The sequence below is a fragment of the Methylophilus sp. genome, assembly GCF_052173275.1.
GTDB lineage: Bacteria > Pseudomonadota > Gammaproteobacteria > Burkholderiales > Methylophilaceae > Methylophilus.
In genome coordinates this window covers 488,240-504,731 of sequence record NZ_JBQMUL010000002.1, presented here as the reverse complement: position 1 = coordinate 504,731, position 16,492 = coordinate 488,240, and the positions used below count along the sequence as shown (strand labels likewise).

At 52.3% G+C, this 16,492-nt stretch carries 14 protein-coding genes; 6 read left to right on the top strand and 8 right to left on the bottom strand.

The window, feature by feature from the left end; all coding sequences use genetic code 11:
- Window positions 1–243 precede the first annotated feature (243 nt).
- From ACTS9Y_RS03875 to ACTS9Y_RS03855, 5 genes are all read left to right on the top strand, one after another.
- Window positions 244–2,313 (top strand): carbon starvation CstA family protein, encoded by a 2,070-nt coding sequence (locus tag ACTS9Y_RS03875; protein ID WP_442584698.1) that lies wholly within the window; start codon window positions 244–246, stop codon window positions 2,311–2,313.
- Window positions 2,314–2,324: 11 nt separating this feature from the next.
- Window positions 2,325–2,513 (top strand): CstA-like transporter-associated (seleno)protein, encoded by a 189-nt coding sequence (locus ACTS9Y_RS03870; protein WP_442584697.1) that lies wholly within the window; start codon window positions 2,325–2,327, stop codon window positions 2,511–2,513.
- 272 nt (window positions 2,514–2,785) lie between these two features.
- Window positions 2,786–4,645 carry a dihydroxy-acid dehydratase gene (gene ilvD / locus ACTS9Y_RS03865; protein ID WP_442584696.1) on the top strand — a complete coding sequence of 620 codons (1,860 nt, stop codon included), beginning with the start codon at window positions 2,786–2,788 and terminating at the stop codon, window positions 4,643–4,645.
- On the top strand, window positions 4,642–5,577 hold the full coding sequence (locus ACTS9Y_RS03860) for a D-hexose-6-phosphate mutarotase (RefSeq protein WP_442584695.1): 936 nt from the start codon (window positions 4,642–4,644) through the stop codon (window positions 5,575–5,577). The genes ilvD and ACTS9Y_RS03860 overlap by 4 nt, the downstream gene beginning before the upstream one ends.
- Before the next feature lie 205 nt (window positions 5,578–5,782).
- Entirely contained in the window at window positions 5,783–6,106 is a 324-nt protein-coding gene (locus ACTS9Y_RS03855; RefSeq protein ID WP_442586895.1) for a c-type cytochrome, read from the top strand.
- Window positions 6,107–6,174: 68 nt separating this feature from the next.
- Here the strand turns inward: ACTS9Y_RS03855 and ACTS9Y_RS03850 are convergent, their stop codons facing one another.
- The 8 genes from ACTS9Y_RS03850 to ACTS9Y_RS03815 form a co-directional block, all read right to left on the bottom strand.
- On the bottom strand, window positions 6,175–7,572 hold the full coding sequence (locus ACTS9Y_RS03850; protein ID WP_442584694.1) for an amino acid permease: 1,398 nt from the start codon (window positions 7,570–7,572) through the stop codon (window positions 6,175–6,177).
- 91 nt (window positions 7,573–7,663) lie between these two features.
- A complete protein-coding gene (locus tag ACTS9Y_RS03845; RefSeq protein ID WP_442584693.1) occupies window positions 7,664–8,968 on the bottom strand; it encodes a M18 family aminopeptidase in 1,305 nt (434 codons plus the stop codon).
- Window position 8,969: 1 nt separating this feature from the next.
- Window positions 8,970–9,884: an oxygen-dependent coproporphyrinogen oxidase gene (gene hemF / locus ACTS9Y_RS03840; RefSeq protein ID WP_442584692.1), complete on the bottom strand. Its 915-nt coding sequence runs from the start codon at window positions 9,882–9,884 to the stop codon at window positions 8,970–8,972.
- Between the two features lie 11 nt (window positions 9,885–9,895).
- A complete protein-coding gene (purD, locus tag ACTS9Y_RS03835) occupies window positions 9,896–11,164 on the bottom strand; it encodes a phosphoribosylamine--glycine ligase (protein WP_442584691.1) in 1,269 nt (422 codons plus the stop codon).
- A gap of 116 nt (window positions 11,165–11,280) precedes the next feature.
- Window positions 11,281–12,885, bottom strand: coding sequence for a bifunctional phosphoribosylaminoimidazolecarboxamide formyltransferase/IMP cyclohydrolase (purH, locus tag ACTS9Y_RS03830; RefSeq protein WP_442584690.1), 1,605 nt, complete (start codon window positions 12,883–12,885; stop codon window positions 11,281–11,283).
- Window positions 12,886–13,069: 184 nt separating this feature from the next.
- A complete protein-coding gene (locus ACTS9Y_RS03825) occupies window positions 13,070–13,306 on the bottom strand; it encodes a helix-turn-helix domain-containing protein (RefSeq protein WP_379032405.1) in 237 nt (78 codons plus the stop codon).
- The gene (gene dusB, locus ACTS9Y_RS03820; protein ID WP_442584689.1) at window positions 13,306–14,346 is read right to left on the bottom strand and encodes a tRNA dihydrouridine synthase DusB; all 1,041 of its coding nucleotides are present in this window, start codon (window positions 14,344–14,346) and stop codon (window positions 13,306–13,308) included. Before dusB ends, ACTS9Y_RS03825 begins: the two co-directional genes overlap by 1 nt.
- Before the next feature lie 89 nt (window positions 14,347–14,435).
- A complete protein-coding gene (locus tag ACTS9Y_RS03815) occupies window positions 14,436–15,062 on the bottom strand; it encodes a TetR family transcriptional regulator (protein WP_442584688.1) in 627 nt (208 codons plus the stop codon).
- A 173-nt stretch (window positions 15,063–15,235) separates the two neighbouring features.
- Between ACTS9Y_RS03815 and ACTS9Y_RS03810 the strand changes: the two genes are divergently transcribed.
- Window positions 15,236–16,417, top strand: coding sequence for an efflux RND transporter periplasmic adaptor subunit (locus ACTS9Y_RS03810; protein WP_442584687.1), 1,182 nt, complete (start codon window positions 15,236–15,238; stop codon window positions 16,415–16,417).
- Window positions 16,418–16,492 lie beyond the last annotated feature (75 nt).

Sequence of the window (16,492 nt, the reverse complement as noted above, 5' to 3'; positions counted from 1 at the left end):
GGGTCTCATTGGTCAGAAAGTAAATTAAGTTTAATGCTGAACAGGATTTAGCAATCTATGTGCCAATTAGTGTTCTGATTGTAAGTGTATGATTGTTAAGGTATATTGCGCACATGTTGCGGATTGTCTGACAACGACTTATTCTCATTAGCCGCACCAACGCAGTGCGATTGCACCAAGCTGCCAGCGCTCACATTCAGGCAGGCTTTGAAAACATGAATAATTAGAAAGAAAACAACTACGATGAAGGGTTTTTTAGGGCGTGCTGGCTGGGCCGGGCTGACATTGCTGGGGGTGTTTGCAGTGGCACAAGTGGCGCTTTCCAGAGGGGAGGCGCTGAATGTTTTGTGGCTGATCACCGCGGCTATCTGTGTGTATGCGATCGCCTATCGTTTTTATGCCGCGTGGATCGCCGCCGGTGTCTTGAGCCTGGACGCCACGCGGGCGACGCCGGCCGAACGCCTGAATAATGGCCGGGATTTTGTGCCGACCAATCGCTGGGTGGTGTTCGGACATCACTTTGCCGCCATCGCCGGGCCCGGGCCTTTGGTCGGCCCCACATTGGCAGCGCAATTTGGCTACTTGCCTGGCACGCTGTGGATATTGATCGGCGCTGTGCTCGGTGGCGCGGTGCAGGATATGGTGACACTGTTTCTTTCCACCCGCCGCAATGGCCGCAGCCTGGGGCAAATGGCCCGCGATGAAATCGGCGCCATTGGCGGTATCGCTGCCATGTTCGGCACCTTTATAATCATGATTATTCTGATCGCCGTGCTAGGCTTGGTGGTGGTGAATGCCATGAAGCATAGCCCTTGGGGCACCTCTACCGTGGCAGCCACTATCCCGATCGCCATGATCGTGGGCGTGTATATGCGTTACTTGCGGCCAGGGCGCGTGCTTGAGGCTTCGTTGCTGGGTGTGGTTTTGTTATTGGGGTCGGTGGTGCTCGGCGGTTGGGTGGATCATCATCCGGTGTTCTCCGCCTGGTTTGACCATGAGGGCTTGCCGCTGGCGTTTAGCGTCATCGCCTATGGTTTCGCTGCAGCCGTGCTGCCAGTATGGTTGCTGCTGGCCCCGCGTGATTATTTATCTACCTTTATGAAACTGGGCACAGTGCTGATGCTGGCCGTTGCTATTTTATGGCTACGCCCGGATATCCGCATGCCTGCCATTACGCCGTTTATTGATGGTACCGGGCCTATCTTTGGCGGCAAGCTGTTCCCGTTTGTGTTTATTACCATTGCTTGCGGGGCGATTTCCGGTTTCCATGCCTTGATTGCCAGTGGCACCACCCCTAAGCTGATCACCAGTGAAAGTGACATCCGCATGATAGGTTACGGCGCCATGTTGCTGGAAAGCTTTGTGGCACTGATGGCCATGATTGCGGCGACTATCCTTGAACCGGGCGTGTTCTTCGCGATCAACAGCCCGGCCGGTGTGGTGGGTAAAGAGGCGCTGGATGCAGTCAATACCATCAGCAGTTGGGGCTACCAGGTGTCTGTCGAGCAAATGCAGAATTTGGCCAGTGCCATGGGTGAAAGCACCTTATTTGCCCGCACGGGCGGTGCGCCTAGTCTGGCAGTGGGCATGGCCAGTATTCTAGGTACCGTGTTTGGTACCCATCTGCTGGCATTGTGGTATCACTTTGCTATCATGTTTGAAGCCATTTTCATCTTAACCACCCTTGATGCCGGCACCCGCGTCGGCCGCTTTATGCTACAGGATATGCTGGGCAACCTGCATCCCAAACTGGGCGAAACTTCTTACACGCCTTCAGTCATTTTCACCAGTGCACTGGTGGTCGCCGGTTGGGGTTATTTTCTTTATATCGGTGTGATCGACCCCAATGGCGGCGTGAATATCCTGTGGCCATTGTTTGGCATTGCTAACCAAATGCTGGCCGCGATTGCCTTATCTGTAGGCACCGGCATATTGATCAAATCGGGCAAAACCAGAAAAGCCTGGATTACCGGTTTACCTTTAATCTGGCTCCTGATCATTACCACCACTGCGGCTTACGAAAAAATATTCAGCAGCGATCTGCGGGTCGGCTTTTTTGCCGCAGCCAATGATTTGTCACACAAACTGGCGGCAGGTCTATTGCCGCCTGAAAAAGCCGCTGTCGCACCGCAATTGATCTTTAACCAGCAACTCGATGCCTGGCTGACCCTGTTTTTTGTGGTGGTGCTGTGGGTGGTGTTTGTGGATATGTTAGTCATGAGCTGGCGTTACTTTGCAGGCAAGCCGGTATTGCCTTCCACCGAGACGCCTTATGTGCCAACCAGCTATGTCTCCGGCAAATTCTCAGAGTAGGAGTTGATGCTATGACATGGCTCAAACAATGCTGGCGGCGCATCCGCCAGTTGTCAGGCGATGATGTTTACGAGCGGTATCTGGCCCATTATGCCGAACACCATGCCCATGAACCTGATGTTGCTGCACCTTTGTCGCGCGCTGAGTTTTTCAAGCAATGGCAGGATCAGAAGTGGCAGGGTATTAAACGCTGCTGCTGAACACCTGCATTATTTGAGCAAACAGGCTATAAGATTTGGAGCGAATGAATGCAAACTGGCAGAGCCTAGGGTCAGTGCCGCAGGTACTTAGCTCGTACACGCAGCATCGTTGTTTGCTAACAAAACTGACTGAATTCGCTGCTATCGCCGTAGCAAATGCTGGTTTAACAATCATTGATAAGTCTGTATGAATGTAACAAACCTGTATCAGGCGCGCATGGTGCTGCGTATTCGGTTAAAATAAAACATTAACGACTATCCTAGTGTTTCAGATGCCTAAATACCGCTCACACACGACTACGCAAGGTCGTAACATGGCTGGTGCCCGCGCGCTTTGGCGAGCCACCGGTATGAAAGATGAAGACTTTTCCAAGCCGATTATTGCTATTTCAAACTCGTTTACCCAGTTTGTGCCTGGGCACGTGCATCTTAAAGATCTAGGCCAGTTAGTCGCACGCGAAATTGAAAAAGCCGGTGGTGTCGCCAAAGAGTTCAATACCATTGCCGTGGATGACGGCATTGCCATGGGCCACAGCGGCATGCTGTACAGCCTGCCTAGCCGTGACTTGATCGCTGATAGCGTCGAATACATGGTGAATGCGCATTGTGCAGATGCGCTGGTGTGTATTTCCAACTGTGACAAAATCACGCCCGGCATGCTGATGGCCGCCTTGCGATTGAATATCCCGGTGGTATTCGTCTCCGGCGGCCCGATGGAAGCCGGTAAAGTAAACTGGCAAGGCACTGTGCGTAAACTGGATTTGGTGGATGCCATGGTCGAAGCTGCAGATAGCAATATCAGTGATGAAGAAGTCGCTGAAGTCGAGCGCTCTGCCTGCCCAACCTGCGGTTCCTGTTCCGGCATGTTTACGGCAAACTCGATGAATTGCCTGACCGAGGCCTTAGGCTTGAGCCTGCCTGGCAATGGTTCTACCCTGGCAACGCATGCCGCGCGTAAACAATTATTTTTACAGGCTGGCCGCCTGATCGTTGATTTGGCCAAGCGCCATTACGAGCAGGATGATTATTCAGTCTTGCCGCGCAATATCGCCAATATGCAGGCGTTTGAGAATGCCATGAGCCTGGATGTGGCCATGGGCGGCTCTACCAATACCGTATTGCACCTGCTGGCTGCGGCGCACGAGGCCGGCATTGATTTCACCATGCGTGATATCGATCGCATTTCGCGCCAGGTGCCATGCGTATCCAAAGTGGCACCAGCGACCAGCAAATACCATATGGAAGATGTGCATAGGGCCGGTGGTGTAATGGGCATCTTAGGGGAACTCAATCGCGCTGGTGTCATCCATACCGATGTACCAACCGTTCATAGTGCAAGCATGGGTGAAGCGTTAGCCAAGTGGGATATCGTCACCACGCAAGATGAAGAAGTGAAAAAGTTTTATCGCGCCGCGCCTGGTGGTATCTCTACCACCATCGCTTTCAGCCAGAGCATGCTGTGGCCGGAGCTGGATGATGACCGTGAAAATGGTTGTATCCGCAATAAAGAGCACGCCTACTCACAGGATGGTGGCTTGGCCGTGTTATACGGCAATATCGCGCTGGATGGCTGTATTGTGAAAACCGCCGGTGTTGATGAGAGTATTTTGAAATTCACTGGCCGCGCACGCGTGTTTGAAAGCCAGGATGATGCAGTAGACAGTATTCTGGCCGACCAGGTTGTCGCTGGCGATGTGGTGGTGATCCGTTATGAAGGCCCACGTGGTGGACCAGGCATGCAGGAGATGTTGTACCCGACCTCTTACCTGAAGTCCAAGGGCCTGGGTAAAGCATGTGCCTTACTGACAGACGGACGTTTTTCGGGCGGTACCTCGGGCTTGAGCATCGGCCATGCTTCGCCGGAAGCGGCAGAAGGTGGCGCCATCGGGCTGGTGGAAGAGGGCGATACGATAGAGATCGACATCCCTAACCGGACTATCCATTTAGTCATCAGCGATGAAGACATGGCGCATCGCCGCGCCACCATGGAAGCCAAAGGGCACCATGCCTGGAAACCAGTCAGCCGCGAACGCGTGGTTTCGCCAGCGTTGCGTGCCTATGCCGCCATGAGTACCAGCGCCGCCAGAGGCGCGGTCAGAGATGTGTCACAAATTGAAAGGGGCAGTAAATGACCGCACACGCAACATTGGAGCATGGTCAACCCGATATGACTAAGCGCATGAAACTGCATGCGCACGTCAACCAGCTGCAAGATGAAAATGGTCTGCAATACCTGGAGATCGATAATCCGCTGGCGACTGGCAAGATTGCGCTGCAAGGCGCCCATGTCATGGAATGGCAGCCTAAATTCTTATCTGATCCGGTATTGTGGCTGTCGAGCAATGCCCGCTATGTCAAAGGTCGTTCTATTCGTGGCGGTACACCGATCTGCTGGCCATGGTTTGGTGCACACCCGACTGACAGCACTTTGTGCCCGCACGGATTTGCCCGCGTGATCCCATGGCGAGTGATGGATATTGATGCCACCCCTACCGGTGCGACGCGCATCATCCTCGAAATGCAGCAAACCCCGGAAGCGCAACGCCAGTTGTCTTACCCGTATGAGCTGACACTGACGATCACCATAGGCCGCCGCTTGCGGATCGACCTCGCGACCACCAATCTGGCCAAACACCCGTTTGTCATCAGTGAAGCATTCCATACCTACTTTAATGTCAGTGATATTTCCAATATCAAGATCACAGGCATGCAAGACTGCGTATATCTGGACAAACTGCTGGATTACGAGCGGAACGTTGAACACAATGCACTCGCTTTTGATGGCAGTGAATATGACCGCGTTTACGTGCACCATAGTTCAGATTGCGCGATCCATGACAGCGGATTCAACCGCATTGTGCATATCGCCAAATCGGGCAGTGATGCCACCGTGGTGTGGAACCCGGGTGCCGAAAAAGCGAGCACCATGGGTGACATGGGCGTGGGTGACGAATGGCGCAAAACCATTTGTGTAGAAACCACCAATGCACTGGATAACATGGTCGTTATCAACCCTGGCCGTAAACACATCTTAAGCGCTGAATACTCCATCGAAACGTTGTAAGTTCTCTCTCAAACGCGCGTGTCAACGCATTCACGACACGCGCGTTTTACCTTTGTTGGCAAAATACCACCCAAATCTGAATTAGTTGGTTCGCCTTTTGAATTTCACGGCTTCGTACTTGTGGAATTTGAACGGTCAGGTAAGATGCCACATGCATGAAAATGCATTGGGGATTTATTATTTTAAAGATATTCAAGGAGTGCGCATGAAAGTTTTATTTTCTGCAATCACAGCAGCCATCTTACTCATGGCTGGTCAGGCACAAGCTGCAGATGCAGCTGCAGCAAAAGCATTGGCACAGAAAAGCGGTTGTTTAGCTTGTCACAGTGTCGATGCGAAAGTATTAGGCCCAGCATATAAAGATGTTGCAGCAAAATACAAGGGTGATAAATCAGCAGAAGGCAAGCTGATTGATAAAGTGAAAAAAGGTGGCAGCGGTGTTTGGGGAAACATTCCTATGCCAGCTAACAGCCCGCAAGTCAAAGATGAAGATATCAAGACGATTGTTGAGTGGATTCTGGCTCTGTAATCGCTACTTGAGCAATAAAAAAAGCCGACTTTATGTCGGCTTTTTTTATTGCTGGAATAACGGCTTGGTTATTTGCGTAATTTGCTGTGACGGATGGAATAGACAAAGTAGAACGCAACGCCGACCAAGGCCCAGCTGATAAAACGATGCCAGGTTTCTGCCGGCAGGAAAGACATCAGGGCGCCGCAGGCAACTACACCGGCCACCGGGATCAAGGGATTAAAAGGATTCTTGAACGGGCGCGCTAGATCCGGGTGTGTCATACGTAAACGGATCACACCCACGCACACCATGATAAAGCTGGCCAGTGTGCCGATATTGACGGTTTCTGCCAGTTCGCCAAGCGGAATGAAACCGGCGACGATAGAGACCACAAAGCCGCACATGAGAATGATTTTACTCGGCGTCTGGCGATCAGGGTTCACCTCGGAAAAGATAGGCGAGATCAGGCCGTCTCTGCTCATGGCGAACAGGATGCGTGTCAGCCCGTAAAGCAGCACCAGCAATACGGTGATCAGCCCGGCAATCACACCAGTGGCTACCAACGTGGACGACCAGTGATAGCCAAGTCTGGTCAGTGCAAACGCTACCGGGGAGGATGTGTTTAATTCTGTATAAGGCACCACGCCTGTTAATGTGCCAGAAACGATAATGTAGATAATGGTGCAAAACAGCAGTGAGGCGATCAGGCCTATCGGCAGATCACGTTGTGGGTTTTTACATTCCTCCGCCGCTGTGGAGACTGCATCAAAGCCAAAGTAGGCAAAAAATACCAGCGATGCACCGGCGAATACGCCTATGTTCTTGCCATTCTCCAGCGTTTCAAACCAGCCGAATGGCATAAATGGTTGCCAGTTATCGACATTGATATGACCAACGGCCAGGATAATAAAAGTGGCAATGGTGGAAAGTTTGATCGCCACCATCAGGTTATTGGCGCGCGCACTTTCTTTCACGCCCACCATCAGTAATAAGGTTAAGATCCAGATGATCGCAAACGCAGGCAGGTTGATACTGCCACCCAGCACCGGCGCTTTGGTCAGGTGTTCCGGGATGTGGAAGCCAAGGCTGCTGGCGGTATTCACAAAATAGCCCGCCCAGCCATTGGCTACAGCCGCGGCACCGACGCCATATTCCAGTAACAGCATCCAGCCCATCATCCAGGCCGCGAATTCACCAAACGCGACATAGCTATAGCCATATGCACTGCCCGAGCCGCCGATGGAAGAGGACAGCTCAGCGTAAGCGAGCGCTGCGAAGCCTGCGGCAATACCGGCAATAATAAATGAAAGCACTACGGCCGGGCCCGATTGTGTGGCTGCCGCGATCCCGGTGAGCACGAAAATACCGGTGCCGATGGCGCCGCCTATACCGAGTAAGGCCAGGTCAAATGCACTTAAGCATTTTCTCAGGCCGGTATGCGCATGTGGCTGAATTGGTTTTTTACGTAATAATTGTTTTAACATTGCTTGATCCCCTTGTCATACAAGGGTAAAGCAATCGTTATACCAGCGTCAATGCTAACGAGAAATTAGCAGGCCTGATGCTTTTATAAAGTCAGTTGGCGTAATGTTGCTGCAGGGTGTCTATCATATAGCTATGATCGAGCACGCCAGCGCTTTCGCGTATGCTGTGCATGGCCCACATCGGGTTGCCGACATCTACCGTGGCAATGCCCAGTTGTGCCGCCATGATGGGGCCAATGGTGCTGCCGCATCCAAGGTCGGTGCGGTGCGCATATTGCTGGTAAGGCACGCCAGCCTGCTCGCACAGTTGTATAAAGCGCGCGGCGGTGGCGGCATTGGTGCTGTAACGCTGGTTGGCGTTGGTTTTGATCACCGGCCCCTGATTCACTTGCACATGGTGGCAGGGTTCGTAGCTGCCTGTATGGTTAGGATGAAAAGCATGTGCCATATCGGCACTGATAAAGAAGCTGTGTGAGAAACTGCGCAATTTATCTTCGGCTGTCAGTTGCTGGGTATGGCTGATGCGTTCCAGCACATCGAGCAGAAAACTGCCGCCAGCGCCGGTGGCCGTTTCCGAGCCCACCTCTTCGTGGTCGAATAATGCACAAATAGAGGTCGCCTGCGGTTTTTCGGTGCTGAGTAAGGCTTGCAACGCGGCATGGCATGAAGCCAGATTATCCAGCTGGCTGTTGGCGATAAATTCTTGTTCTATGCCCCAGAAACTACCGGTTTGCGTGTCATACAAGGCCAAATCCCAGCTCAAGATGTCATCGGCGGAAACCTGCAAGGTATTTGCCAATGTGTCAGACAGTAATTGTCTGGCGGCTTCGCTATTGGCGGCATGCCCGAAAATCAAAGGCAGGCCAGTCTGTTTATTCAGTGCCAGGCCTTTTTCGTTCACTTCACGATTCATATGAATCGCCAGGTTGGGCAAACGGGCGATGGCTTGATCGAGTTTGATCAGGTGAGGAGTGAAGCCGGATACCGTTCTCACAATCACGCGTCCGGCCAAGCTGAGGTCACGGTCAGTAAATGTCGCCAAGATTGGCCCGCCGTAGACTTCTACGCCTAACTGCGCGATGCCTTCTGTGCTATAAGCGGCCTTGGGCTTTAAGCGCAGGCCAGGCGAATCGGTATGCGCACCGACGATGCGGAAGCCTTGCTCGGCAATTGGTGCTTGCCCGAGTACGAACGCAATAATAGAACCACCATCGCGCACGACATAATATTTACCACCTGGGTTAACTTGCCAGGCGTCCTGCTCACTCAGCTGGGTGAAGCCTTGCGCGGCGAGTGCCTGTTCAACATGTTTGACTGCGTGCCATGGGCTGGGGCTGGCATCAATAAACTCCAGCAGGGCTAGGGCACGTTGTCTGGCTTCTGTTGAGATTGGCATGTTAAACCCAGTCTTTCTCGATCAAAAAATCTGTGTACAGTTTGGCTTCCGGACTGCCGGTTTCCGGTTTCCAGTCGTAGCGCCATTTAACGATGGGTGGCATGGAAAGCAGGATGGATTCGGTGCGGCCATTGGATTGCAAACCAAAAATGGTGCCACGGTCATAAATCAGGTTGAATTCGACATAGCGGCCACGTCTGTATGCCTGGAAATCGCGCTCGCACTCGCCGTAGGGTTGATTTTTGCGACGCTGCACAATCGGCAGATAGGCTTGCAGGAACGCATCACCTATCGCGCGCTGCAAGGCAAAGCTTTGCGCAAAGCCGAGTTCGCTAAAGTCATCAAAGAAAATGCCACCCACGCCGCGAGGTTCTTTGCGATGCTTGAGGAAGAAGTATTCGTCGCAAGCTTGCTTGAACTGAGGGTAATATTGCGCACCAAACGGGGCTAGTGCTTCTTTATTGACGCGGTGAAAGTGAATGCAGTCTTCTTCTTCGCCATAATAGGGGGTAAGATCCATGCCGCCGCCAAACCACCAGATATCTTCTTCGCCTGCCTGCTGTGCTTTGGCGACAAAAAAACGCACATTCATATGCACGGTCGGGATATAGGGATTATGCGGATGAAACACCAGCGACACGCCCATGGCTTCCCAGGGCCTGCCTGCTGCTTCGGGATGGGCGACACTGGCCGCGGGCGGTAATTTGTTACCCAACACATGTGAGAAACCCACGCCTGCGCGCTCGAACACATTGCCGTTTTCCAGCAGGCAGGAGTTACCGCCGCCACCTTCCGGTCGTTGCCAGCTATCCTGCAAAAAGTTTTTGCCATCTACCAGCTCAACCGCTTCAACTATGCGTGCCTGCAACCCTTGCAGGAAATCGTAAACGGCTTGTGGCTGGATGGTGTCTGTCATGAAAGTCTTCTTTAATTGCTGATGGCGCGGTAACCAATATCCTGACGATGTTGCGCACCTTCAAATTTGATGGATTCGAGGATTTTATAGGCAGCTTGCTGCGCTGATTTTACGTCTACACCCAATGCGGTCACGCATAACACGCGCCCGCCGCTGGTCACGACTTTACCGTCTTTCAGGGTGGTCCCGGCATGGAACACATGCCCATCCTGCACGTTATCAGGCAGGCCGGTGATTTCATCGCCGAGTTTAGGTGTTTCCGGGTAATTGGCGCTGGCCATCACCACGCCCAGGGCAAAACGGTTATCCCATTCTGTGGTCGCCTGATCCAGCTTGCCATCCACGGCATGTGCTGCCAAAGCCACCAGGTCGGACTGCAGGCGCATCATGATAGGCTGCGTCTCCGGGTCACCCATGCGACAGTTGAATTCCAGAGTTTTGACTTCGCCACTCGGTGAGATCATCAGGCCTGCATATAAAAAGCCGGTGTAAGGAATGCCATCTTTGGCCATGCCTTCTACGGTGGGGATGATGATCTCGCGCATGGCTCTGGCATGCACGTCTGGCGTGACCACCGGTGCCGGTGAATAAGCGCCCATGCCACCGGTGTTGGGGCCGAGGTCGGCATCCAGCAAGCGTTTGTGATCCTGGCTGGTGGCGAGTGGCAAGATGTTTTTGCCATCCACCATCACCATGAAGCTGGCTTCTTCGCCGGTTAAAAACTCTTCAATTACGACGCGAGCCCCGGCATCGCCCAGCTTGTTGTCAGCCAGCATGGCATCCACGGCTGCGTGCGCTTCTTCCAGTGTCATCGCCACGACGACGCCTTTTCCTGCGGCCAGGCCATCAGCTTTGATCACGATAGGCGCACCGTTGGCGTCAATATAAGCGTGTGCCTGGCTGACATCGCTAAAAGTCTGGTATTTTGCGGTAGGGATATTGTGGCGGATCATAAACGCCTTGGCAAAATCCTTGGAGCTTTCCAGTTGTGCCGCCGCTTTGGTCGGGCCAAAGATTTTTAAATTGGCGGCGCGGAATGCATCCACAACCCCTTGTGATAATGGCGCTTCCGGGCCAACGATAGTGAGTGCGATCTGTTCATCCTGCGCGAATTTTACCAGTTCATCAATCCTGGTGATCGGCACATTGGTCATGTCTGGATTGGTAGCAGTGCCTGCATTGCCAGGTGCGACAAACACGCGGCTGACTGCTTTGTTATGGGATACTTTCCAGGCCAGGGCGTGCTCACGGCCGCCAGAACCAATCACTAAAATTTTCATAATTCACTACCTACAGAGTTATAGCCACAGAGGGCACAGGGATTACACAGAAAAGCTAAAAGATACTTTGAACTTGAATTTCTCTGTGTGCTCTGAGCCCTCTGTGGCGAATGGATTTAATGTCTAAAATGACGAATGCCGGTCACAACCATGGCCAGGCCACGCTCATCTGCCGCTGCAATCACTTCTTCATCACGCATGCTGCCACCCGGGTGGATCACGCAGCTGGCACCGGCGTCGGCCAATACGTCTACACCATCACGGAAAGGGAAGAATGCATCTGAAGCGACCACTGAGTTTTGCAGGCTGAGGCCCGCATTTTGCGCCTTGATCGCGGCGATTTTGGTACTGTCTACGCGGCTCATCTGGCCAGCGCCTACGCCCAGGGTCATGCCATTGCCACAGAAGACGATGGCATTCGATTTCACATATTTCGCCACATTCCAGGCAAACAGCAAATCCTGCAACTGTTCCGGGGTTGGCTGGCGCTTGGTGACGACTTTGATATCTGCCAGTTGCAAATCGTGGTTGTCGGCAGATTGCAACAGAATGCCCGAGCCTACGCGTTTGGAATCCACCGCATTGCGGCCTTGCTGCCAGGCATTGCTGCCGCCCGCAGGTAATGCGATTTTCAGTACCCGTACGTTAGCCTTCGCGCTGAAAACAGCCAGCGCTTCAGGTGTGAATTCAGGCGCGATCAATACTTCAACAAACTGTTTGCTGACCACTTCGGCGGCTGCACCATCCAGAATTGTGTTAAACGCGATAATGCCGCCAAATGCTGAAGTCGGGTCGGTTTTAAAGGCTTTGCCATAGGCTTCAAATGCATTGGCACCCAATGCCACGCCGCAAGGGTTGGCGTGTTTGACGATCACGCAGGCAGGCGTAGTGAAAGATTTCACTGCTTCCCAGGCGGCATCGGCATCAGCGATGTTGTTATAACTTAATTCTTTGCCTTGCAGTTGCTGGGCGGTGGCCAAGCTGCCTGGGGCTGGGTACAGGTCGCGGTAGAAAGCGGCTTGCTGATGGCTGTTTTCACCATAGCGCAAGTCCTGGACTTTAATGAAGTTGCTGTTCATCTGGCCAGGGAACTGGCTCAGGATAGGTTTGCCAGCAGTTTCCGTTTCGGCAAAGTCAATCGAAGACAGGTAGTTGCTGATCGCCGCATCGTATTGTGCGATACGGTTAAAGGCGGCTACGGATAATTTAAAGCGCGTGGCTTTTGACACTGCGCCGTTGTTGGCTTTCAGCTCTGCGGTCACTTCTGCATATTGCGCGGCATCAGTCAGCACGGCGACATCATTCCAGTTTTTGGCTGCTGAACGCACCATGGCCGGGCCACCAATATCAATATTCTCAATCGCGTCTTCCAGCGTACAGTCGGCTTTGGCAACGGTGGCTTCAAACGGGTATAGATTCACCACCAGCAGGTCAATGTTCTCGATGCCATATTCCTGCATGGCAGCGACATGTTCCGGCAGGTCGCGACGGCCTAGCAATCCGCCATGTACTTTTGGGTGCAAGGTCTTGACGCGACCATCCAGCATTTCCGGGAAGCCGGTAAAGTCGCTGACCTCTTTCACCGGAATCTGATTGTCGCGGAAAAGTTTGGCGGTGCCGCCGGTAGAAAGAAGTTCTACACCGAGTTGCTGTAATGATTGTGCCAGTTCGAGCACACCGGTTTTATCTGAAACACTGATAAGCGCGCGTTTAATTGTCATGGTATTTAATCTGAGGGGTTGCTGATTATAAAATTGGGTTGGCTCAACACTTGAGAAAAACCGGAATCGAGTTTCTGCGCGAGCGAATTGTGCATATTGCGCGGTGCTTTGGCCTTAACGCCTGTGCACTTCATCTCGCGGATCACTGAATAAGGTATTTCCTTAAAGCCGAGTCGTGAAAAGGTTATTCAAGGCCGTAAGCGGCCATTTTTTTTCTTAAGGTATTACGGTTGATGCCTAACATGTCAGCCGCTTTGCTTTGATTGCCGCCTACCTTGATCAGGACCACTTCCAGCATGGGTTTTTCAACGCAGCCTAGTACCATGTCATAAATGGCATGCGGCGGTTGGCCATCCAGGTGGGTGAAATACTCGTCCAGTGACTCGCGGATGGCGAGACTTATTTTGCCATCGGTTTGCATTATGCTGCCAGCTCCTGGTCGTTTTCTGCTTTGGTCTCTGTCAGGTCGTCTGCGTACACCAGTCTGTCGCTCTTGGCTTTGAGTTCACTAAAGAAATCACTGATGGCGTGCAATTGCAGCTCTATGGTTTGCAGGGTATTCATGTTGTGGCGGAAAGCCGCAGAACCGGCCAGGCCTTTGGTGTACCAGGAAATATGTTTACGTGCGACACGCATGCCGGTCAGGTCACCATAAAACGCATACAAATCATGCAGATGCTCGAGCATGACCTGATGGATCTCATCCACAGTCGGCGGCAGCATATGCTCACCGGTATTCAGGAAATGCTCAGTCTCGCGGAATATCCACGGACGGCCTTGCGCAGCGCGGCCTATCATCACGGCATCAGCTTTGGTGTAGTCGAGTACAAACCGGGCTTTTTCGGGGGTGGTGATATCGCCATTGGCGATCAGCGGGATATTGATGGCCTGCTTGACGGCGGCGATGGTGTCATATTCGGCATCGCCATGGTAGAGATCGTTTCGGGTGCGTCCATGTATGGTCAGGGCCTGCACGCCTATGTCTTCCGCCATTCTGGCGATCATGATGGCGTTTTTATTTTGTCTGTCCCAGCCGGTGCGGATTTTTAAAGTCACCGGCACATCCACGGCATTCACCACGGCTTTGAGGATCTGCGAGACCAGCGGCTCATCACGCAAAAGTGCAGAGCCAGCCATGACGTTACAGATTTTTTTGGCCGGGCAACCCATGTTGATATCAATGATCTGTGCGCCATTATCGACATTGTGACGAGCGGCTTCTGCCATCATCGCGGGTTCGGCACCGGCGATCTGCACTGAGATCGGGCTGACTTCACCTTCATGATTGGCGCGGCGTTTGGTTTTTTCACTGCCATATAACAATGAGTTGGACGTGACCATTTCGGACACGGCCAGTCCGGCGCCCATTTTTTTGCATAGCATGCGGAATGGACGGTCGGTGACGCCAGCCATGGGCGCGACAACCAGGTTATTCTTTAATAGGTGAGGTCCGATTTGCATGAGAATCAGTAGGCTCTGATAAGTCAGTGAAAAGACTGACTATTTTAACTGCAAATCGGAAGGGAGGGAATTGTTTACGACAAATTTGCTTATTTTTTACGCAGTTTGATGTGTGTATCAATCAGTTGTAGCGCGTTATGCCTGAATAGTGTGCCTTCGGTATCCTTGACCCACATATGCAACAGGCCGGAGAAAAACAGGTGCGTATCCAGCGCCAGTTCGCCCGCCGTTAACTGTATGCCTACTTGCCCCAATTCTTGCGCTTTGGCATAGGCTTGCTCTAATTTGTAGATTAATCCGCTGCAATTGCCTAGAATGGACTTCAATACATCGGCGAATTCATCTACATATTCGCACTTGGTCATCATCACTTCATAAGTCTCGCGGGTGGTGAGATCCTCGGCTAGCATTTGAATGGTGTTTTCCAGATGTTTGCGTATGCGACCCAATGGGTCGAAGCTGCCGCCGTCAGGGTTACCCAATAAGGTATCTTCCATGCGGTCTATTAGTGGCAAGTAAACTTCTTCGCGCATGGCATGGAATAACTCTGCCTTATTGGCAAAGTGCCAGTAAACGGCACCACGTGTGACGCCGGCGTGAGTCGCAATGTGCTCCAGGCTGGTGCGGCTTACCCCTTTTAGCAGGAACACTTCACGTGCGGCGCTGACAATGCGTTGACGGGTAATTGCGGCGTCTTCTTTGGTTTTTCGTACCATGCTAAAGCGTCACTCCATAATATAGAAAAATAATCGTTGTTTAGTCGTCAGGTGACAACACAGGCAAATATGAATTTTTTGCGTAACCCATTTACATACATCCATGTTTGTATATAATATACATCCAAGATTGTATGTAATCAAGTTAATTTTGAAAATTTTTAAGGGATAACATGTTGATTTCACAGAGTATCCAACCTCATCGTGCATTGATTTTACTGACTTTGGGCGTTGTATTAAGTGCTTGCGGAAAATCGTCCAACGAACAAGGGCCTGCCGCTGGCGGCATGCCAGCCATGCCGGTGAGTGTGCAATCAGTCACTGCCGAAACAGTGCCTATCCAGACTGAAGTGGTTGCGCAAACTGAAGGTGCCAAGCAAATTGAAGTGCGCCCGCGCGTAGGTGGTATTGTGCTGAAGCGCTTGTATCAGGAAGGCGAGTCAGTCAAGGCTGGCCAGGATATGTTCCTGATTGATCCTATGCCTTTCCAGTTACAGGTAGACCAGGCCCGCGCCATGATCGCCCAGCAAAAAGCCAGGATAGACCAGACTTCCCGCGAAGCACAGCGTCTGAAAGGCTTGCTGGAGACTAAATCGATCAGCCAGCGCGAGTTTGACAATGCCACTTCTGATAATTCAGTGGCCTCTGCGACCATGATGCAATACCAGGCGCAACTGCGTGAAGCCGAATTGAATCTGTCTTATACCCACGTCAAGGCCCCAGAAAGCGGCATTGCAGGACGCTTTGTACTCTCTGAAGGTGCGTTGGCCAGTGCCAACACTACTTTGTTGAGCACCATCGTACAGGTGTCACCGATCTGGGTGCGTTTCAGTTTGTCAGAATCTGATCTGCTCAGCCTGGGCGGTCATCTGCGTCCGGGTAAAGTACAGGATATTCGTTTGATCCTGGGCGACAACACAGAGTATCCGCTGTCAGGGAAAATCAACTTCTCCGCCAGCCAGATCGACCCGGCATTAGGCACGCAACAGTTGCGTGCCGAGTTCCAGAATCCGGACAGCGCATTATTACCTGGGCAGTTTGTCCGCGTGCGTTTGACGACCGGTAAGCGTGACGGCGTGTTCCTGATCCCGCAAACCGCAGTGTTGACTGGCCAGCAAGGCAAGTTTGTATTTGTGGCTGAAAAAGATAAAGAAGGCAAAACCGTTGCCGGTGTCAGGCCGATTGTGGCTGGTGGCTGGTTTGGTGAACGCTGGAGTGTGCTGGAAGGCCTGAAAGCCGGAGACCAGGTGATTCTTGATAATCTGATCAAAGTACGCCCGGGCGCACCTGTTGCACCGCATGCACCTGATGCTGCACCTGCAGGTCAGCCTGCACCAGAAAAAGCAAAGTCTTAAGCAGGTTTCATCAGGTTTTTAGTACCAGATATCATGTTATTTACGGCCTGAGCACCTTTTGTTCAGGCCGATTTC